Here is a 19,655-nt window from a genome sequence, read left to right on the forward strand (position 1 = left end):
TGTCATTTGGCCAGGTTTCGCCTCAGAATGAGGGAGGAATTCCCTCTTCTCAACCCCAAAGCGCTGGTGTCACGCCAAAGTGAGGGAGGATTTCCCTCTCGTAAGACAACGTACCGGGGTACCCAGAAGCCCTCGCTTGGCTACAGCGAAACAGGGAGTGGAAAGTGAAAAAGAGGGGTCCGGCGAGTTTTGGCTTGTCGTCATCGGACAAACAAGATGTTTGAGCTTAAGGCCCCCTTTTTCACTTGGAACGGCTGCTTTTGTACGTTGCGCCACGGACTTACCGGTATCCCCGTCTATGATTTTGGGCACACTACTTACTAGAATGAAAGAAAGAGGGTGCCCGGAGTATGATGAAACAAATCATCCTAATCACAGACGGTTGTTCCAACGAAGGCTCGAGCCCGGTTGCGGCGGCGGCGCTGGCCCAGCAGGAAGGCATCGTCGTGAATGTCATCGGCGTGGTCGATTCGGCGCGGCAGAATGAACGCGGGCTCGACGAGATCGCGGATATCGCGCGGGCAGGCGGCGGCATGAGCCGCATCGTCACACCGGCCGCGCTGTCGCAGACGGTGCAGATGATGACGCGCAAGACGGTCGTGTCGACGATGCACCAAGTGGTGAATCAAGAGCTCCGAGCCATCCTGGGCAGGGGGGAGCTCGAAGATCTCCCGCCGGCCAAGCGGGGCGAAGTGGTCCGCGTCATCGACGAATGGAGCGAGAACGCCTCGCTTCGCGTAGCGCTGCTCATCGACACAAGCGCGAGCATGAGCGACAAGCTCCGCGCGGTGGAGGAGTCGTGCCAAGATTTGCTTCTGAGCCTGCAAGCGCGGCAAGGACTGAGCGAGATCGCGGTTTTTCATTTCCCCGGGAAGCTGGATGCCGATTTGCTGGCTGATTGGACGCGCGACCTTGCAAAAATGAGGCAAATGTTCTATAACTTAAACATAAAGGGAACGACTCCAACCGGACCGGCAATTCGAGCAGTCATCCGGCATTTTGCCGCCTCTGTCGCAATAGACCGAGAGAACCGCGAGCAGCCTCGTCATCCCGAGCTGCGGTCCGGCCAGAAGGACGGGATCTGGAGTGACTACGTCGTCTAAGCTGGCGCTGGCCGAGGGAACTTGGATCAGCGGCAAGTGGAACAAGAACAAATATGAAGTCGTCCGCCGGTTGGGAGAGGGCGCGAACGGCCAAGTGTATTTGGTGCGATCGAGCAAGACGGCTTATGCGCTGAAGGTCGGCTTCGATACGGTAGATTTGCAGATGGAAGTGAACGTGCTTCGTTCGCTCGACAAGGGTGTACCGCCCGGCTCACGCTATTTGCTGGAAGCCGACGATTTGACGCTCACCGATCGGGATTATCCGTTTTATGTGATGCGGTATGTGAGGGGTGCTCACCCGCAAGCGTTTTTACATAAGCAAGGCATGGATTGGTTCGAGGTGCTCGGCTACGACTTGCTGAAGAAGCTGTCGGCTCTGCACCGGCGGGGATACATATTCGGAGATTTGAAGATGGACAACGTCATCGTGTCGGAATTCGGCCAAGCCGATCTCGTCGATTACGGCGGCGTAACGGAGAAGGGCCGTTCGGTCAAGCAATTCACGGAAGTGTACGACCGGGGCTATTGGAACGCCGGCTCGCGCAAGGCGGACGAAGCGTACGATCTGTTCTCCTTCGCTGTGCTCAGCTTGCACCTGGCGGACACGCGCAACCGCTTCGCCTCGTTCATCGCCTCCCTCCCGCAGAACCGGCATCTCGACGACCTGATCGCCGCGGCGCAGGAATCCCCGGCGTGCCAGCGGTTCCGACCGGTGCTGCTGAAGGCGTTGACCGGCCAGTACCGCACCTCCCAAGAGGCGGCCCAGGAGTGGCGGTCGCTTATGCTGAAGAGCACGCGACGGACGGACACCGGGAAGCGCAGCTTGTGGATTCAGACCGCGTTCGCGGTGTCGGTGCTGCTGTTTGTTTCTACCTTATATATTTACTTTCAGCGTTGACTGTCGGAGGACCGACGCCCTATGCAGCGACCAGACACGGAATTGGTAAGGAATGTGGAGCGGTTCATTCGCGAGCATCGTCTCTTGGAGCCCCGCGACTCCATCGTGGCAGCCGTATCCGGGGGACCGGATTCTACGGCTCTTCTGCATATTCTGCACCGGTTGTCCGAGGCGTGGGGCTGGACGCTAACCGCGGCGCATCTCGACCACGGGTTCCGCGGGCCGGAATCGGTCGCCGAGGCCGAGGGGGTCGCGGCGTTCGCGCACAAGCTAGGCATCCGCTGCGAGCTCGGCGCCGTCGACATGCCCGCCATCGTCCGGGCGTCGGGCGACAATCCGCAGACGGCGGCACGCGAAGAGCGGTACGCGTTCTTGGCCGGCGTCGCCGCTAGGGTGGGCGCCGTCCGGCTGGCAACCGCCCATCATGCGAACGATCAGGCGGAGACGGTGCTCATGCGCCTGCTGAGGGGGACCGGGCCTTCCGGCCTGACAGGCATTCCCATGAGGCGGCGCATGAATGAATTGGAACTTGTGCGCCCCCTCCTCCGTATATACAAGGAAGAGCTGGTGCGCTACTGCGAGATGTTGGAGCTGCCTTACGCAGAGGATAGCAGCAACCGCTCCCGCAAATATACCCGCAACCGGATCCGCCTGGATGTGTGGCCGGCTTTGCTGCCCTTCAACCCGCAGCTGCCGGAATCGATCAATCGATTGGCTGATCTGATGCAGGAGGAAGACGATTTCATCCGGCAGGAAGCGCTTAGGATTTGGCCGACCCTTGTAACCGAATTCGCACACGGAATCGCCTTTTCCAGAACGGCTTTCCTGACCTTGCATATTGCTTTACAAAGGAGGATCATTCATCTAATATTGAACTATGTGTGTGAAGAAGCGGATGCTTCGGACTATAACCGGGTAGAGCGAATCCGGCATGCCATCGGGCAAGAGGAGCCGCCGTCCGTGACCATTCAACTCCAGGGAACCGCAGCCTTGGTGCGCGAGTACGACCGGGTGTCGGTACTTCGGCAGGCCGAGTTTGCCGGGAAGGAACGCGGAGTTCAGGCCTCCGATGAGGAAGGGATGACGCGGACGCAGGCCGAGGAGGGCGCAGTGAGATGGGGCGGCGCTTTATACGGTACGATCCGGACGCTTGCGGATTGGAAGGACAGAGCAAGAGAGACGCAGCCGATGCGGCCGTCAGACGGTGCCGCTTCATGGATACGTTCCTCCCCTCAGGAGGCTTTTTTTGACTTCGATCAGGTGGAATTCCCTTTGAAGGTGCGCCTTCGCCGGGAGGGTGACCGGATGGAGCCGCTTGGTTTAAAGGGGTCGAAAAAAGTAAAAGATATGTTCATTGACCACAAAGTGCCGCCGAGCCTTCGGGACCGGCTGCCTCTGATCGAAGACGGCGCGGGCCGATTGCTGTGGATCCCGGGTCTTCGCCGGTCACGGCACGCCTTGATCGGCCCCGGTACCGAACGCGTGCTAGCCCTACGACTCGACTTGAGCGCGATTCCTCCGCTCGGAGGGACACCGGAATAGAATGAGACCGATAGCGGCTTCATAAGATAGGGTAAGATCTTGTTGTCCTTCCCAGGAAGGCGAACAGGTTAGAATAGGAGGGGCCAGCAGTTGCAGAACGACATCCAGGAAATCATATTCACCGAAGAACAAATTCAGCGCAAGGTGGCCGAGCTGGGAGAGACCTTAAGCCAGGATTACGAAGGTCGCAATCCGCTCGTCATCTGCGTGTTGAAGGGCGCCTTCATTTTTATGGCTGATCTGGTCAAACGCATGACCATCCCGCTGGAGCTCGACTTCATGGCCGTATCCAGCTATGGAGCCTCGACGAAGTCGTCGGGCGTCGTGAAAATTATTAAGGATTTGGATGTCCCCGTGGAGGGGCGCAATGTCCTGATCGTTGAGGACATCATTGACAGCGGCCTTACCTTGAGTTACTTGATCGATGTATTGGAGCGCCGCAATGCCCGCTCGATCTCGGTCGTCACTCTGTTCGATAAGCCGGCACGTCGCACGGTGGAGCTCGAGCCCGATTACAAGGGGTTCACGATTCCCGATGCGTTCGTAGTCGGCTATGGGCTTGATTACGCGGAGAAGTATCGGAACTTGCCGTACATCGGCGTTCTGAAACCCGAGGTGTACTCATCCTGACCGCCGAAGCCGGGAAGCCGCGTTATTGTGATGCATCCTCCGGCTGTGGTAAAATAAGTTACGTGTGTCATTGAGAGGAGGTAGGGGATGAATCGGATCATCCGCAACACCGGATTTTATTTGCTCATATTCCTCGTTACCGTAGGAATCGTTCACTTCATCAGCAATCAGAACGATACGAAGCAAACGATCGACTATACCCAGTTCCGCGAGGAGCTGAAGAATAATAATGTCGATGAAGTGTCGGTTAAGTTCGACGGGTATACGTATCTGATACGAGGCAAGCTTATTAAATCCGCAGATGTTAACAAACAGCTCTTTGAAACCCACGCTCCTTTCGGTGAACGGGTCGTTGAACTGCTCGAGCAGAGCAAGGTCAACAAAGAAGTTTATGAAAAAATGGATGGCGATAACGTCTGGATTACGTTCCTCACCTCCATCATTCCGTTCGTCATCATCTTCATCCTGTTTTTCTTCTTATTAAATCAGGCGCAGGGCGGCGGCGGAAAAGTCATGAATTTCGGCAAAAGCCGGGCCCGCTTATACAATGAAGAGAAAAAGAGGGTTACGTTCGACGATGTGGCCGGCGCAGACGAAGAGAAGCAAGAGCTGGTCGAGGTCGTAGAGTTCTTGAAGGATCCGCGGAAGTTTGCCGCCTTGGGCGCACGGATTCCGAAGGGCGTCCTGCTCGTCGGTCCTCCGGGAACAGGGAAGACGCTGCTCGCGCGCGCGGTCGCGGGAGAAGCGGGCGTTCCGTTCTTCAGCATCAGCGGTTCCGACTTCGTGGAGATGTTCGTCGGCGTGGGGGCTTCCCGCGTCCGCGACTTGTTCGAGAATGCGAAGAAGAACGCGCCGTGTATCATCTTCATCGACGAGATCGACGCCGTCGGCCGCCAACGCGGCGCCGGCTTGGGCGGCGGTCACGACGAGCGCGAGCAGACGCTCAACCAATTGCTCGTCGAGATGGACGGCTTCGGGGCGAATGAAGGCATCATCATCGTCGCCGCGACGAACCGTCCGGACATTCTGGACCCGGCGCTCTTGCGTCCTGGCCGCTTCGACCGTCAGATTACGGTGGACCGTCCGGACGTGAAGGGCCGCGAAGCGGTGCTGAAGGTGCATGCCCGCAACAAGCCGCTGGCCAAGGACGTCAAGCTCGACGTGCTATCCCGCTATACGACCGGCTTCACCGGCGCCGACCTGGAGAATCTGCTGAACGAGGCGGCTCTGATCGCCGCTCGCCGCAGCCGCAAGGACATCTCCATGGAGGAGATCGAAGAAGCGTTCGACCGCGTCATAGTAGGGACGCAGAAGAAGAGCCGCGTCATCAGCGAGCGCGAGAAGCGGACGATCGCTTACCACGAGGCCGGCCATGCGATCATCGGGTACTACGAGAAGCACGCGGATGTCGTGCATAAGGTCACGATCGTGCCTCGCGGACGGGCGGGCGGCTACGTGCTCAGCATTCCGAAGGACGGCGAGGACCGCTTGCTCGCGACGAAGTCCGAGCTGCTCGACCGCATCACCGGGTTGCTCGGCGGACGCGTGTCCGAGGAGCTGTACATCGGCGAAGTCGGCACCGGCGCTTACGATGACTTCCGCAAGGCGACGGGCATCGCGCGCAGCATGATCATGGAATACGGGATGAGCGACAAGCTCGGGCCGATGCAGTTCGGCCAGACGCAAGGCCAGGTATTCCTCGGCCGGGATATCGGTCATGAGCAGAACTACAGCGATGCGATCGCGTATGAGATCGACAAGGAAATGCAGAGCATCATCGGCAGTTGCTACAACCGCGCCAAAGACATTCTCACCAAGTATGCCGATCAAGTGCACCTGGTTGCCAAAGCGCTCCTCGAGAAGGAGACGCTCGACAAGGAGCAGATCGCACAATTGCTGGAGAGCGGCAAGGTTACGGATCTGGGCGACGAGCTCAGCTTCGAAGAGCAGTTGAAGGTGAACATCAATACGCAGGACGGAGCGAGCGATGCGAACAAGCTCGACTTCGACCGCGACAAGAAGGAAGACAAGAAGGACGAATAATCGCTTCGGCGCTATCGAACCGGCCCTCCCGTGTGGAGGGCCGGTTCTTTTCGCTTGTTTAGAAAAAATTCACAAAGAATCCGTTTCCAATAATTGACGGAGAGCCGGCAATCTGAGTACGATGAATTTGCATCGTTAAAAGGATTGTTAACGATTTTAATGACGGTGAAATGGAGCGAAAGAGATGGGCAGCGTGGAGTTCGAACGGTTTCAAACCGAGTTGACGGAGAAGATGGCGCGCTTGTTTCAAGAAGGGGGCAACAGCCCGCTTCTCGGGCGGATTTATGCGCTGCTGCAAAGCTCTCCCGGGCCGGTCAGCCTGCAGCAGATGGCCGAGCGGATCGGCGTGACCAAAGCGGCGGTCAGCATCCAGATTCGGCTGCTCGTAACGTATGGATTTTGTGAGAAACTGCCAAGGGGGAACGACCGTAAAGATTACTACAGCATCCCGAAGGACCATCTGCAGTTGATGATGGACAAGGTGACGCATCGGCTTCGGACGGAATGTGAGTCGATTGAGGATACCTTGCGCAAGCTCCCGGATCCGGGAGCGCTCGAGCCGGACGAGCAGGCGATGGCGGAGGTGCTGGAGACAAGGTACTCAGAGCTTCTGGCGTTTTACCGGATCATGTTTCGCCGATTGGAAGGCATCGAGGAGGAGACGGCCCGCTTGATTGCCGATTTGCGGGGGAGGCGCCGCATCTAGGCCCCGGTTACGTTTCCCCGACTAAGGTCTAGGTCGGACACCGTCCTAAGCCTGTTTTGCGGAAAGCCGTTAGATTTTACCATGTATATGGGAGAACTACGTTCCAACGAATGACCAAAAAAGCGAGCGGCATGCAAGGGTGCCAGCTCGTAAGGAGGGAAGGAACCGAATGAATCGCTTGACCGATTTTTCCATGAAGAACATAGCGGCGGTCATCATCTTGATTTTGCTGCTAGCCATCGGGGGGACGTTCGCTGCCGGACAGCTCAAGGTAGAGAGCATGCCGGACATCTCGTTCCCGGCCGTGTTCGTCACGACCCAGTACACGGCTCCGCCGAAGGACGTGCTCGATCAAGTGACCAAGCCCCTGGAGAAGGCGCTCACCGGGACGAAGGGGCTCAAGAACTTAACATCCAGCTCAAGCGACAATTTCTCGCAGATCTCGATCGAGCTGGAGCAGGGCGTCAAGCTGGACGATGCCAAAAAAGACATAGAGAGCCTCGTAGCGAACGTGAAGCTTCCGCAAAGCGCGGAGAAGCCCAAGGTCGCGACGTTCGGCTTCGCCTCGCAGCCGGTCTACTACCTGGCCGTCACCGGGACGAACAACATGAACCAGATCGAGCTCGAGAAGCTGTATAAAGACATCATCCTGCCGGGATTCAACGGCATCCAGGGCGTGGACCATGTAGACTCTGTAGGGAATAACGAAGCGCAGATGTCGATCCGTCTGGACGCGAACGCCCTGAATCAGTACGGCTTGTCCCCATCCACAGTGACGGACATGATCCGCGCGGCACTCTTATCGAGTCCGGCCGGCACCGTCGACTTCGAAGGCCGCACGCAGATGGTGCGGGTGAGAGGCGAGATCGACACCGTATATAATCTCGACAACTTGCCTCTACAAACTATGCAAGGCGGGACGATCCTGCTGAAGCAAATCGCCAAAGTCACTTCAGTCAGCGAATCGCCGTTTATCACGAGACTCGACGGACAGCCGGCCATCGGGATTCATCTGTATAAGACGAAGGAAGCGAATGCGGTGGAGTTCGGGAACGCCGCCGACGCGCTGATGAAAGATTGGTCGACCACATTGCCTTCTGTGAAGTTCCACTCGGTGTACAATGCCGCGACGGACATCAAGCATTCCATCGACGGAATGGTCCGCGAGGGCGGGCTCGGCGCCATCCTGGCTTCGCTTATGATTTTAATTTTCCTTAGAAATATTCGCATGACCCTGATCGTTTTAGTCTCAATTCCGCTCTCCATCTTAATCACACTTTTGTTCATGCAGGGGCTGGGCATCTCGCTCAATATCATGACGCTCGGCGGGATGGCGATCGCGGTAGGACGCGTCGTGGACGACAGTATCGTCGTGATCGAGAACATCTACAGCCAGCTGCAAAAAGCGCAAGAGCGCAACGAGTCGGTCATTAAGCTCGCGACCAAGCAAGTCTCGTCTGCCATCACGTCCTCCACAATTACGACCGTTGGGGTTTTCGCTCCTATCGCGTTTGTCAGCGGGATTCTGGGTGAAGTATTCCGCCCGTTCGCACTGACGCTCGCTTGCGCGCTGTTGTCCTCGCTGGTCGTCGCGCTGACGGTCATCCCAATGCTGGCCAAGCTGATGGTCATGAAGCAGAAGAACATCCCGGTGCACGACGAGACGAAGGTCGGGAAGCTGCTCAAGGCCTACAAAGGCATGCTCGTCTGGTCGCTCAAAAATCGGATCAAGACGCTGCTGCTCGCGTTCGTCCTATTCGTGGTTTCTATTATTCTGATCGTCCCGCAGCTCGCCATGACCTTCATGCCGGAGAGCGAAGCGGACCGCCAAATGCTGTTCAGCCTGCAAATGCCGCGTGAAACCTCGATGGAAACGATGAATGCCAAAGTGGCCGAGATCGAGAAATTCATGCAAGGCGAGAAAGACCAGACAGGCGCACCGAAATTTACATATATCGAATCGATGATCGGCTATGACTTCGGGAGCGAACGCGTCCCCTACCGGGCATCTCTGTTCACGGAAGTCAGCGTCAATACGAATGCGAAGGAAGCGCTGGAGGAGTACAAGAAGCTGTTCCTCAGCGATATGCCGAAGGGCTCGCGGGTGGAAGCGCAGCTGATCACCTTCGCCGGAGACGGTGGCGGTGGGGTCGACTTCTCCTACATGCTGAAGGGCGACGATCTCCAAAGCCTCGAATATGCGGCAGGACTCATCAAGGAAAAGATGACGACCTTCCCAGAGCTGCTCGATATCAAGGACACGCTCGGCGAGAAGAAGATGGAGGTCGACGTGGCGGTCGATGCCGAGAAAGCTCGCGTCTACGGTCTCAGCCCCGCGCAAGTGATGGGCACCGTCAATGCCTGGATCCGCAAGGAAGAGCTCGGCGACATCAAGCTAGACAATGTTACATACGAGACAAAGCTGGAGATCGACCGATCGTTCAAAGACTCGATGCAGGATATCGCGAACATTCCGATCCAGACGCAGGTGGGTACGATTAACCTGAAGGACATCGCCAAAGTGAGCGAGCTCGACGCTCCGATCTCGATCAGTCGGGAGAAGCAAACGCAGGTGGTGCAAGTTACGGCCAAGATCAACAATCCCGACAAAGGCGGCGTATCGGCCAAGGTTTCGGCGGAACTCGACAAGGTCGAGCTGCCTTCAGGAGTAAGCCGGCAAGTGAAGGGCGTCTCCGACGATATCGACGAAAGCTTCGGGCAAATGTTCATGGCGATGGCCGCTTCGATCTTCATCGTCTATCTCGTCATGGTGCTCGCCTTCGGCAACGCCAGCGCGCCGTTCGCCATCCTGTTCTCGCTGCCGCTTGCCGCCATCGGCGGTCTGATCGGCCTGCTCGTGACGGGCGAATCGCTAAACATCACGTCGCTCATCGGCTTCCTGATGCTGATCGGCATCGTGGTCACGAACGCCATCGTCCTCATCGATCGCGTGCAGCAGCTGCGCGAGATGAATTACTCGGTCCATGACGCGCTGATCGAAGGCAGCATGACCCGGATGCGGCCGATCATCATGACCGCCGGCGCGACCGTATTCGCTCTGATGCCGCTGGCGCTCGGGCTGTCCAAGGGCACGATTATTTCCAAAGGGTTGGCTGTCGTCGTAATCGGCGGATTGACCACTTCGACGCTGCTAACGCTGCTCGTCGTGCCGGTCGTCTACGACCTCATCCATTCGTTCAAGAAGCGCGTGTCCCGCTTGTTCCACCGCAAGTCGAAGCAGGCGGAAGCCGCCCTGGACACCATGTCCGCTTAAAACTAGGCCCCCACAAAGTACGAAACTTTCAATAAAGGAGTTAAGGCGAAGATGAGACCTAACAGGCTGAAAAGCAAAACAATGATCGGCGGCGTCAAGCTGGCCGCGGCCGTCGTCCTGACCGTCGCCGTCGCGGCGGGGTGTTCGGCGGAGGCTGGTCCGACGGTTCCGGCGGCGACGCAAGAGCAGGCGATCAAGGCGGTGAAGGTACAGAAGTTAGCCAAGCAAAAAATCGGCGATCCGCTCGAGCAAGTGGCCGATGTGGCCCCCGTGATGCAATTGGACGTCATGGCCAAGTCGAGCGGAGACGTGAAAGAAATTTTGAAAAAGCGCGGAGACCAAGTGAATGCGGGCGACGTGATCTTGAAGCTCGATCCGGCCGATATGAACTTGCAAAAGGAGAAAGCCTCCCTCCAGCTGCGGAGCAGCCAGGATGCCCTGGTCAAGGCGCAGCAGGATCTGGCTAACAGCAAAACCGAGATGGCCAACAGCGTCAAAAAGATGGAGCAGGCGCTGCTAGACGTGACCAAATCCTACAATAAAGCTAGAAACGATTATGACCAAGGACTCATTACGAAATCGCAACTGGACCAAGCGGAAACGCTGTGGAAAAACCAAACGATGGATCTCGATTTGCTGAAGCAAAAACAAAAGACACTGGAGACGTCCGACAACTTATCCTCATTGACCAATCAAATCCAGTCGGCTTCCCTATCCATGCAGGAGCTGGATCGCAGCCTGTCCAACCTGGAGGTCAAAACGCCGGTCAGCGGCATCTTGACCGAGCTGCCGGTCGTGGTAGGCATGACCGTCCAGCCGGGCGCCAAGATCGGCCACGTGGAGCAGCTCGATCCGATTGTGATCAAGGCGAAGCTGACGGAGAACTCCGCCAAGCTCGTGAGCGGGAAGCAAGAGCTCGTCTACTATGTGCCGGGGAGCCCCGATAAAGCGAAGGCGAAGATCAAATATTTGTCCGGCTCCATGGACACCCAGAGCAAGACGTACGAGCTGGAGCTGGAGACGGCGAACGCGAACGGCGCGCTTAAGCCGGGCACGAAGGTGCAGATCCAGCTGACAACGGAAGACGAGCAAATGGTCGTTGCAGTCCCGACGCTCAGTATCGTCCGCGAAGGCGGCGATTCGTTCGTGTTCGTGCTAGTGGGCGACACGGTAGAGAAACGCAAGGTGCAGCTCGGCCGTCTGAACGAATTGAATCAGGAAGTGTTGTCCGGGATCAAGGAAGGCGAGCAGCTCGTCGTCTCCGGCCAGAATCAGCTGAAGGACAAAGAAAAAGTGCAGCTCGCGGAGTCTAAATAAATGAAGCTTCAACGAAACGGAGGAAATGCAGTGAAACCGACATGGAAAAAATCGTTGACCGCCGCCGTACTGACCGTCTCGCTCGCCCTGACGTCGGCCCCGGCCGTGATCCTGGCGGCGGACGGCACCGCGATCGCCCTGGAAGGGCGCGGACAATATTCGCTTACCGCTTCCATCAGAGCCGATGTGAAAAGTGTAGTCAGCGAGCTCGTGGGCGAGGAGACGCGAATCGCCGCCGTCGTCCAGCTCTATAATGGAGGCAGCCGGGTTACCCGGGTACCGGACTACGAGCTGCGGGTCAAGACGGCCGACGGGACCGAGTATACGCTGCGACCGAGCGTCTCGAACGCGAAGGCGATCCAGCCCCGGGAGAAGGCCGAGCTCAGCTACATGCTGACGCTGGACTACGGCGCGGCTCTGGACTTGACCGAGCTGAGCTGGGTCGAGGTGGACGAATATGTATACCCGAAGACGGAAACCGCGATTCTGACCGTACCGGTAGCGGGGCTGGCGTGGGGCGGCCCGGAATCGGTGCTCGCCGATCCGGCCGCGATGAAGCGCTGGGGCGAACCGTTCGCGATCCCAGGCTTAACCAGCGGAATTGTATATACGCCGGTTACGCTCATCCGGGAGAAGACGCCGCAAGGTCCGGTGACGGTCGTCACCTTGATCGCGGAGAATCAAGGGACGCGCACCGAGACGGTGCCGGACTTCCGGATCGACGGCAAGTCGGACAGCCGCGCCTATACCGGCCAGCGGGTGCAGACGAACGTACAATTAAAGCCTGACGAGAAGAAGTACGTCCATTACGGCATCTTAACCGACAACAACGTGACGCTGAACAGCCTGAATGTCCTGACACCCGAGACGTTCGCGGACATCGAGAACAACAGTCCGGTTGTAGTGAACTATAATGTAGGGCGGCTGAACGTCGCCTTGCCGCAGCAAGACACCATCGACCTCGCCTCGCTTCCGGCCTACAAGCTTGGGGACCGGGTCGCCTTCGACCCGATGAGTAAGCTGATCGATAAGGAAACCGCGATCTCGCTCGTGGACCTGAGCTTGAACGAATCCGATTCCGCCGGCTACAACACGATCGTGGCGAAATTCCTCGTCCGGAACACGGGCGAGCGGCCTGTGCCGCTGCCGGCCTTCCAGACGGAGCTGACGAACGCGGACGGCTTCCGCTATACGGGCAGCCGTCAGGCGACGACCGTGCAGCAGCTGGAGCCGAAGCTCAGCTACGTCGTCAATTATGCCTTCGCGGTACCTTCTTCGGAAAAGGGCGAAGATCTGGTCCTGAAGCTGCTCGACAACCAAACCGTGGCCCCGTACAACATTCCGATCGGCGGCTTCAAGACGGCGGTCGCCACCGACGAGACGGACGACGACACATTGTTGTTCTATCCTTACACCGTCAAGCTGAATTTGTGGGATCTGGCCGCTCAAGGAAGCCCGGCCGGGTACACGTACAAGCTGAAGATGGATCTCGACATCGAGTCGGCCGAGGACGTCGTCAGTGACGCCAGCTCCGCGAACATGACCGTCGAGCTGCACGATCCGCGCGGCCGGTTGATCGCCTCCGAGACGCTGCCCTTCACGGGCCGCAACAAGCTCGTCAGCGGAGCGCAGCACCTCGTGTTCCAGAACCTGCGTACCGACCAATTCGAGTGGCCGCTTACGATCAAGATCTACGAATCGATCCAGACGGCGAACGGCGAAGCGAAGCGGCTCGTGAAAATATTGAAGCAATAGAATGAAAACAAACAACCGCTCTCGAACCCGGTCAGGAATGGCCGGGTTTTTCCTTCTACGGCGATTATTTACCGATTGACAGCGGAATCCCCGTTGTGTAAATTAGGTGTAAATTAAAACGTAAATTAAAATAAAATCAGGGGATCGATTCAACCATAACTGAATGCGTGAACTTTTTCACGTATTAAACAGAAGGGAAGCGATTGGGATGGAAGCACTTGCGTTAGAGCGCAAGGCGGAGCAGAACCGCGAGCTGAAGCAGCGCATTGCCGAATTGAAAAAAGAACGCAATGCCATCATCTTGGCCCACTACTACCAGCGGGACGAGGTGCAGGAGGTCGCGGATTTTCGCGGGGATTCCTTCTTATTGGCGCAAAAGGCGGCTCAGACCGACGCGGAAGTGATCGTGTTCTGCGGCGTGCACTTCATGGGCGAGAGCGCGAAGATTCTGGCTCCGAACAAGACGGTCATCATCCCGGACGAGCGCGCCGGTTGTCCGATGGCGGACATGGTCAACGTGGAAGGGCTTCGAGCCTTGAAGCGTCAGCATCCGAACGCCAAAGTCGTGACGTATATCAACTCCTCGGCGGAGATTAAGGCCGAGACCGACATTTGCTGTACGTCGGCGAATGCGGTGAAGGTGATTCAGTCCGTGGACGCGGAAGAGATTATCTGGGTGCCGGACAAGAATTTGGGTGACTACGTGTCGAAACACACCGACAAGAAGATGATCATTTGGGAAGGGTACTGCAACACGCACGATATGTTGACGGTCAAGGACGTCATCGAGATGAAGGCGCAGCATCCGAACGCACAGTTCGTCGTTCACCCGGAATGCCGGCCCGAGGTTGTGGCGCTCGGCGATTTCGTAGGCAGCACGACCGCGATTATCAAGTATTGCAAGGAATCCGACTGCCAGGAGTTCATCGTTGGCACGGAAGACGGCACCGGGTACCAGCTGCGGATGGACAGCCCGAACAAGACGTTCCATTTTGCGACCAAATTCCTCGTCTGCCCGAACATGAAAGTGAACAATCTGAAAAAAATCGTCCGGTGCATGGAAACGATGCAGCCGCAAATTTATGTCCCGCCCCATGTGGCCGACAAAGCCCGATTGTCCTTAGAGCGCATGCTACAAGTCAAGTAGCATGCGCTACTCTCTTGCCCATCGAAGGTGAATGTATGGTTCCGCGTTATTTGGTTGATTTCGATTTGGACAAGCTGCCTCAGGTGAAGACGGATGTCATCGTCATCGGGGCCGGCATAGCGGGTTTGTTCACGGCCATTCGCGCCAGCGAGACCGGGCAGGTCCTCATGATTACGAAGAAATCGCTGCTCGACAGCAACACGCGGTATGCCCAAGGCGGCATCGCGGCAGTCATCTCCGACGAGGACTCTCCGGAGTACCACCGGCAGGACACGCTGATCGCGGGCGCCGGGCTATGCGACAACGACGCGGTCGACGTGCTGGTTCATGAAGGGCCCGAAGGGGTCAAGGATCTCATTCGCATGGGGACGCAATTCGATCTGGAGAACGGTGTATTCGCCTTGACGAAAGAAGGCGCGCACAGCCAGCGGCGCATTCTGCATGCGCAAGGGGACGCGACGGGCGCGGAGATCGTCCGGGCGCTGTCGGAGAAGACGAAGCAGAGCGACCGGATTGAAGTGTGGGACGATCATTATGCGATCGACTTGATTACATATGAGAACGAATGCAAGGGCGTTCTGGTGCAGAAGCCGGACGGCGGGCGCGTCTATGCGCAGGCCAAGGCGATCGTGCTGTGCTCCGGCGGGACCGGCCAATTGTATCGCTACACGACGAACCCGGATATCGCTACGGGAGACGGCGTCGCCATGGCGTACCGCGCAGGAGCGGTCATCCGCGACATGGAGTTCATCCAATTCCATCCCACTTCCCTCTGCTATCCGGGAGCGCCGCGGTTCCTCATCTCCGAGGCGCTGCGGGGCGAAGGCGCGGTGCTGCGCAACATCCGGGGCGAGCGGTTCATGGAAAAGGTGCACCCGATGCTGGAGCTCGCTCCGCGGGACGTCGTAGCCAGAGCGATCATTCGGGAAATGGAGCATACGAAATCGACATTCGTATATATTGATATTACGCACGAATCGCCCGAGATGATCAAGCATCGGTTCCCCAACATCTACGAGTTTTGCCTCACGTACGGGCTGGATCTGACGTCCGACTGGATCCCGGTCGCGCCGGCCGCCCATTACATGATGGGAGGCATTCGAACCGATCTGAACGGGCAAACTTCCATTAAGCGGCTCTATGCGTGCGGGGAAGTGTCGTCCACTGGGGTACACGGCGCGAATCGCCTCGCGAGCAACTCGCTGTCCGAGGCGATTGTCTTCGGCCGGCGCATCATCGAGCACATCCGAACGCTGACCGAATCCGAGCCGACCCCGGCCATTGCCGAGCACAGCCACCGTCCGGAAGGACCGATGCAAGCGATCGTGGAGAAGCGTCTGAAGCTGCAAAAGGTGATGGTGCGCTATGTGGGCCTCTTCCGCAATGCCAAAGGGCTCGAGAAAGGGCTCGAGGAGCTGAGGCGCCAAATCTCCGTCTTCGATTCGTGCCTGTCGAAACGGGAGGAGTTCGAGTTCGCCAATTTGTTGACCTGCGCGCTTCTGACGACCCAGTCGGCGCTCCGGCGGGAGGAGAGCCGCGGCGGCCATTCCCGCGAAGATTTCCCGCAGACCGATGATACGCATTGGCGGAAGCACAATTTGATAGACCGGAATAACGGGTTTACGGAGGAACGGATTCATGACTAAAGAAATCATGCTGAATCGGGAACTTTTGTCCCGCAACATACGTCTGTGGTTAGAGGAAGACATCGGCACCGGCGATATCACCACAGCGACGACCATACCTTTAGACCGCCGGTCTAAAGGTATTCTTCATGTGAAGGAATCCGGCCTGCTCGCGGGTCTTCCCGTGGCGGCGCTCGTATTCGCGACCGTCGATCCGGAGCTTGTCTTCGTGCCGGCTGTCGAGGAAGGCAGCTACGTCGAGAAGGGGACTGTCATCGCCGAGGTGAGCGGCAGCACCCGCAGCATCCTAATGGGAGAGCGGCTCGCCCTGAACCTGATGCAGAGGCTGTCCGGCATCGCCACGCGCACGAGTCAGTTCGTGCAGGCGCTGGGGGACTTGCCGGTCCGTCTGGTCGATACGCGCAAGACGACGCCCGGCCATCGGATGCTGGAGAAGTACGCCGTCCGGGTCGGCGGCGGGCACAATCACCGCTTCGGCTTGTATGACGCGGTCATGATCAAGGACAATCACATCAAGGGCGCCGGGGGCATCGAGCCGGCTGTCCGCTTCGCGCGGGCGGGCATCCCGCACACGATGAAGATCGAGGTCGAGGTCGAGTCGTTCGACCAGCTGGAAGAAGCGCTGTCCGCCGGGGCGGACATCATTATGCTCGACAACATGGATAACGCCTGTATGACCGAAGCCGTGAAGCGGATCCGAGCGGCGGCTCCCCATGTGCTGATCGAGGCGTCGGGCTCCGTCACGCTGGAGACGGTGCAGGGCATAGCCCGCACCGGAGTGGACGTCGTCTCGGTCGGCCGCCTCACGTATTCGGTGCAAGCCCTCGACATCAGCCTGGACCTGGATGCTAAGAAAGGAAGCGGCGCATGATCCTCGTCATCGATGTGGGGAATACGAACATGGTCCTCGGCCTCTACGAAGGCAAGACGCTGAAGCATCATTGGAGGCTCGCTACGAATCGGGCGGCTACAGCCGATGAATACGGCATGATGATCTACAATCTGTTCCAATACGCCGGCATTCGGTTCCAGGATGTCGACGGCGTTATGATCTCGTCTGTCGTGCCTCCGCTCATCTACATCCTGGAGAAGATGTGCGCGCAGTATCTGCAGCGGAAGGCGCTGTTCGTCGGGCCGGGGATCAAGACCGGCCTGAACATCCGGTATGAGAATCCCCGCGAGGTGGGGGCGGATCGCATCGTGAATGCGGTGGCGGCGATCGAGCTGTACGGCCCGCCGCTCATCGTGGTCGACTTCGGGACGGCGACGACGTTCTGCTACATCGACGAGAAGGCGCAATACATCGGGGGCGCGATCGCCCCGGGCATCAGCATCTCGACGGAGGCGCTGTATCAGCGGGCGGCCAAACTGCCGCGCATCGAGCTGGTCAAGCCCAAGAGCATTGTCGGCCGGACGACCGTGACCTCGATGCAAGCCGGCATCATCTACGGCTTCGCCGGGCAGGTCGACGGCATCGTGCAGCGTATAGAAGAAGAAAATCGGACGAAAGCTACCGTCGTGGCGACGGGAGGCTTGGCGGAGCTGATCTCCGGGGAGTCCCGCACGATTCAGATCGTGAATCCGCTCTTGACCTTGCAAGGGCTGCAGCTCATCTATGAACGCAATCAGTAACGGTCCGGCCCTGAGGAAGACAGGAGGAAAGACGAAATGCAACAAGACTACTTAATCCGCGCCACTGCCCTGAACGGCAAGGTTCGGGCGTTCGCGGCGAATATTACGGGCATCCTGGAGGAACTCCGGGCCCGGCACAAGACCTCACCGGTCGCCACAGCGGCGCTGGGACGGACGCTGGCGGCAGCGGCGATGATGGGCGCCATGCTGAAGGGCGAGGAGAAGCTGACGATTCAAGTGAAGGGGAACGGTCCGATCGGGCAAATCGTCGTCGAGGCTAACGCGGACGGCGACCTGAGAGGCTACGTCGACGATCCGAGCGTCGAGCTGCCGCTGAACGGCAAGGGCAAGCTAGATGTGGCCGGCGCGGTTGGGACCGAAGGGTTTATTTATATCATTAAAGATTTGGGTCTTCGCGAGCCGTATCGGGGCAGCACTCCGATCGTGTCGGGGGAGCTGGGAGAAGATTTTACGTACTATTTCGCCAAATCCGAGCAGACTCCCTCAGCCGTCGCCCTTGGTGTGTTAGTGGATACGGACCGAACGGTTCGCACTTCCGGCGGGTTCATCATTCAATTGATGCCCGGCCTTGCCGAGGAGGAGATTGCCGAGCTCGAGGCGCGTCTATCTGGGCTGCCGCCGATTACGACGATGCTGGATCAGGGATTGTCGCTCGAAGCGATTTTGAACGAAGTGCTGGAAGACGTGCAAGTGAAGGAACGGATGGACCTGCAGTTCCGCTGCAAATGCTCGCAGGAGCGGGTCGAGCAGACCCTGATCAGTTTGGGCCGGGATGAGCTGGAGGACATGATCGCGCGGAACGAGCCCGCCGAAGTCGTTTGCCATTTTTGCAACGAGACCTACCGCTTCGATACGGAGCACCTGCAAGCTTTATTAGAGAGAGCCCTGTAGCACACAAGAGAGAGTCAGGGGCGGGGCGTCTGGCAGACGGGGCGTCCGGTATATTACGGGTAGATCAGAGGAGAAATCACGATGAGGAGCATGAAGCTGCTATGGGGCATAATCGGCCTGCTCATGGCCTGCGTGTTGGTCTTAACGATGCTGCTGACCCATGCCGTGCGTACGAAGCCGGGCGCTCCGCTGCCGTCGGTGCCTCCCGACTCCGCTATGGCGGTCCCCCCCAATGAGCCGGTCGCGGTAGTCGGGGGCAAGTCCATCCCTTATGGGGAGCTTATGAATCGACTGACGGAGAAGTACGGGGCCGAGCTGCTAAGCCAAATGATCGATCGGGAGGCGATTCGCCAGGAAGCCGAAGCATTGCAAGTTACCGTGAGCCGGGGGGAAATGGATGCGGAATTAACGAGAATGCAGCAGGGGTATGAGAGCGAGGAGCAGTTTTACAACTCGATGAAGGAACAGCTGGGGCTCAGCAAATCGGAGCTGAATGAGGATGTGTATTACAAGCTGTTGCTGGAACGTCTCGCCACTCGGAACGTAACCGTCACCGACGCCGAGGTGCAGGCGTACATCAAGGAGCATCCGGAAGAGTTCAAGAGCTTCGTGCAGTACCACTTGCTTAAGGCGGAGCTGAAGACGAAGGAAGAAGCGAATCAGTTCATTGCGGATTTGACCAAAGGGTTCGATTTCGGCGTTCTGGCGAAGGAGCGCTCCGTGGATGCGGCGACGGCCAAGGCCGGCGGCGATCTCGGCTTCGTCGAGGAGAACGACCCGTTTATTCCTCCGTTCCTGATCCAGGCGGCCCGCACGCTGAAAATCAACGAAGTCAGTAAACCCGTTCCGGTGAAGAACGGCTATGCCGTGATCCAGCTGCTCGCGAAGCGGGAGACGAACAAGACGATCGATGAGACGGTGAAAGCCAACATTCGGCGGGAGCTGGCGCTGCAAAAGGCGGTGCCCTTGAACGAGCTGGTGAAACAGATTCGTGAACGCCATAAGGCAACGGTAAAAATGCCCAATTTTCAATAAAATCTTGTTGACATT

General features: G+C 58.1%; 14 protein-coding genes and 1 pseudogene. All 15 read left to right on the top strand.

All coding sequences use genetic code 11. The features are described 5' to 3' along the window. Positions 1 to 347: 347 nt before the first annotated feature. Positions 348 to 1,103 (top strand): annotated as a pseudogene (locus ACI5FR_RS28945) (VWA domain-containing protein); the annotation flags it as partial. Next, entirely contained in the window at positions 1,087 to 2,001 is a 915-nt protein-coding gene (locus ACI5FR_RS28950; RefSeq protein ID WP_405460982.1) for a protein kinase domain-containing protein, read from the top strand. The pseudogene ACI5FR_RS28945 and the gene ACI5FR_RS28950, both read left to right, overlap by 17 nt. 21 nt (positions 2,002 to 2,022) lie before the next feature. Beyond that, positions 2,023 to 3,543, top strand: coding sequence for a tRNA lysidine(34) synthetase TilS (tilS, locus tag ACI5FR_RS28955; protein WP_405460984.1), 1,521 nt, complete (start codon positions 2,023 to 2,025; stop codon positions 3,541 to 3,543). A 90-nt stretch (positions 3,544 to 3,633) separates the two neighbouring features. Next, on the top strand, positions 3,634 to 4,173 hold the full coding sequence (gene hpt / locus ACI5FR_RS28960) for a hypoxanthine phosphoribosyltransferase (protein ID WP_405460986.1): 540 nt from the start codon (positions 3,634 to 3,636) through the stop codon (positions 4,171 to 4,173). Positions 4,174 to 4,260: 87 nt separating this feature from the next. Then, on the top strand, positions 4,261 to 6,216 hold the full coding sequence (ftsH, locus tag ACI5FR_RS28965; protein ID WP_405460988.1) for an ATP-dependent zinc metalloprotease FtsH: 1,956 nt from the start codon (positions 4,261 to 4,263) through the stop codon (positions 6,214 to 6,216). Positions 6,217 to 6,400: 184 nt separating this feature from the next. Beyond that, positions 6,401 to 6,922, top strand: a complete 522-nt coding sequence (locus ACI5FR_RS28970) for a GbsR/MarR family transcriptional regulator (protein WP_405460990.1) — start codon at positions 6,401 to 6,403, stop codon at positions 6,920 to 6,922. 169 nt (positions 6,923 to 7,091) lie between these two features. Further along, on the top strand, positions 7,092 to 10,196 hold the full coding sequence (locus ACI5FR_RS28975; RefSeq protein WP_405460992.1) for an efflux RND transporter permease subunit: 3,105 nt from the start codon (positions 7,092 to 7,094) through the stop codon (positions 10,194 to 10,196). 51 nt (positions 10,197 to 10,247) lie between these two features. After that, positions 10,248 to 11,513 carry an efflux RND transporter periplasmic adaptor subunit gene (locus ACI5FR_RS28980; protein ID WP_405460994.1) on the top strand — a complete coding sequence of 422 codons (1,266 nt, stop codon included), beginning with the start codon at positions 10,248 to 10,250 and terminating at the stop codon, positions 11,511 to 11,513. 30 nt (positions 11,514 to 11,543) lie between these two features. Beyond that, positions 11,544 to 13,268 (top strand): hypothetical protein, encoded by a 1,725-nt coding sequence (locus tag ACI5FR_RS28985; RefSeq protein WP_405460996.1) that lies wholly within the window; start codon positions 11,544 to 11,546, stop codon positions 13,266 to 13,268. A 208-nt stretch (positions 13,269 to 13,476) separates the two neighbouring features. Then, positions 13,477 to 14,415 carry a quinolinate synthase NadA gene (nadA, locus tag ACI5FR_RS28990; RefSeq protein WP_405460998.1) on the top strand — a complete coding sequence of 313 codons (939 nt, stop codon included), beginning with the start codon at positions 13,477 to 13,479 and terminating at the stop codon, positions 14,413 to 14,415. A gap of 35 nt (positions 14,416 to 14,450) precedes the next feature. After that, the gene (gene nadB, locus ACI5FR_RS28995) at positions 14,451 to 16,061 is read left to right on the top strand and encodes an L-aspartate oxidase (RefSeq protein ID WP_405460999.1); all 1,611 of its coding nucleotides are present in this window, start codon (positions 14,451 to 14,453) and stop codon (positions 16,059 to 16,061) included. Further along, the gene (gene nadC, locus ACI5FR_RS29000; protein ID WP_405461001.1) at positions 16,054 to 16,932 is read left to right on the top strand and encodes a carboxylating nicotinate-nucleotide diphosphorylase; all 879 of its coding nucleotides are present in this window, start codon (positions 16,054 to 16,056) and stop codon (positions 16,930 to 16,932) included. Before nadB ends, nadC begins: the two co-directional genes overlap by 8 nt. Beyond that, complete coding sequence (locus tag ACI5FR_RS29005) at positions 16,929 to 17,693, top strand: type III pantothenate kinase (RefSeq protein WP_405461003.1); 765 nt, start codon at positions 16,929 to 16,931, stop codon at positions 17,691 to 17,693. Before nadC ends, ACI5FR_RS29005 begins: the two co-directional genes overlap by 4 nt. Positions 17,694 to 17,729: 36 nt before the next feature. Beyond that, positions 17,730 to 18,605 carry an Hsp33 family molecular chaperone HslO gene (hslO, locus tag ACI5FR_RS29010; RefSeq protein ID WP_405461005.1) on the top strand — a complete coding sequence of 292 codons (876 nt, stop codon included), beginning with the start codon at positions 17,730 to 17,732 and terminating at the stop codon, positions 18,603 to 18,605. Between the two features lie 81 nt (positions 18,606 to 18,686). Further along, positions 18,687 to 19,640, top strand: coding sequence for a peptidylprolyl isomerase (locus tag ACI5FR_RS29015; RefSeq protein WP_405461006.1), 954 nt, complete (start codon positions 18,687 to 18,689; stop codon positions 19,638 to 19,640). The last annotated feature ends 15 nt before the right edge of the window (positions 19,641 to 19,655 follow it).

The sequence above is a fragment of the Paenibacillus sp. HJGM_3 genome (assembly GCF_045062745.1).
In the GTDB taxonomy this organism is placed as follows: Bacteria; Bacillota; Bacilli; order Paenibacillales; family NBRC-103111; genus Paenibacillus_AA.

Bases quoted from the DNA above. Each gene is read 5' to 3' on its own strand.
- nadC (WP_405461001.1), top strand. From the start codon at position 16,054: ATGACTAAAGAAATCATGCTGAATCGGGAACTTTTGTCCCGCAACATA.
- ACI5FR_RS29005 (WP_405461003.1), top strand. From the start codon at position 16,929: ATGATCCTCGTCATCGATGTGGGGAATACGAACATGGTCCTCGGCCTC.
- ACI5FR_RS28975 (WP_405460992.1), top strand. From the start codon at position 7,092: ATGAATCGCTTGACCGATTTTTCCATGAAGAACATAGCGGCGGTCATC.
- nadA (WP_405460998.1), top strand. From the start codon at position 13,477: ATGGAAGCACTTGCGTTAGAGCGCAAGGCGGAGCAGAACCGCGAGCTG.
- ACI5FR_RS29015 (WP_405461006.1), top strand. From the start codon at position 18,687: ATGAGGAGCATGAAGCTGCTATGGGGCATAATCGGCCTGCTCATGGCC.
- ACI5FR_RS28980 (WP_405460994.1), top strand. From the start codon at position 10,248: ATGAGACCTAACAGGCTGAAAAGCAAAACAATGATCGGCGGCGTCAAG.
- ftsH (WP_405460988.1), top strand. From the start codon at position 4,261: ATGAATCGGATCATCCGCAACACCGGATTTTATTTGCTCATATTCCTC.
- ACI5FR_RS28970 (WP_405460990.1), top strand. From the start codon at position 6,401: ATGGGCAGCGTGGAGTTCGAACGGTTTCAAACCGAGTTGACGGAGAAG.
- nadB (WP_405460999.1), top strand. From the start codon at position 14,451: ATGGTTCCGCGTTATTTGGTTGATTTCGATTTGGACAAGCTGCCTCAG.
- tilS (WP_405460984.1), top strand. From the start codon at position 2,023: ATGCAGCGACCAGACACGGAATTGGTAAGGAATGTGGAGCGGTTCATT.
- hslO (WP_405461005.1), top strand. From the start codon at position 17,730: ATGCAACAAGACTACTTAATCCGCGCCACTGCCCTGAACGGCAAGGTT.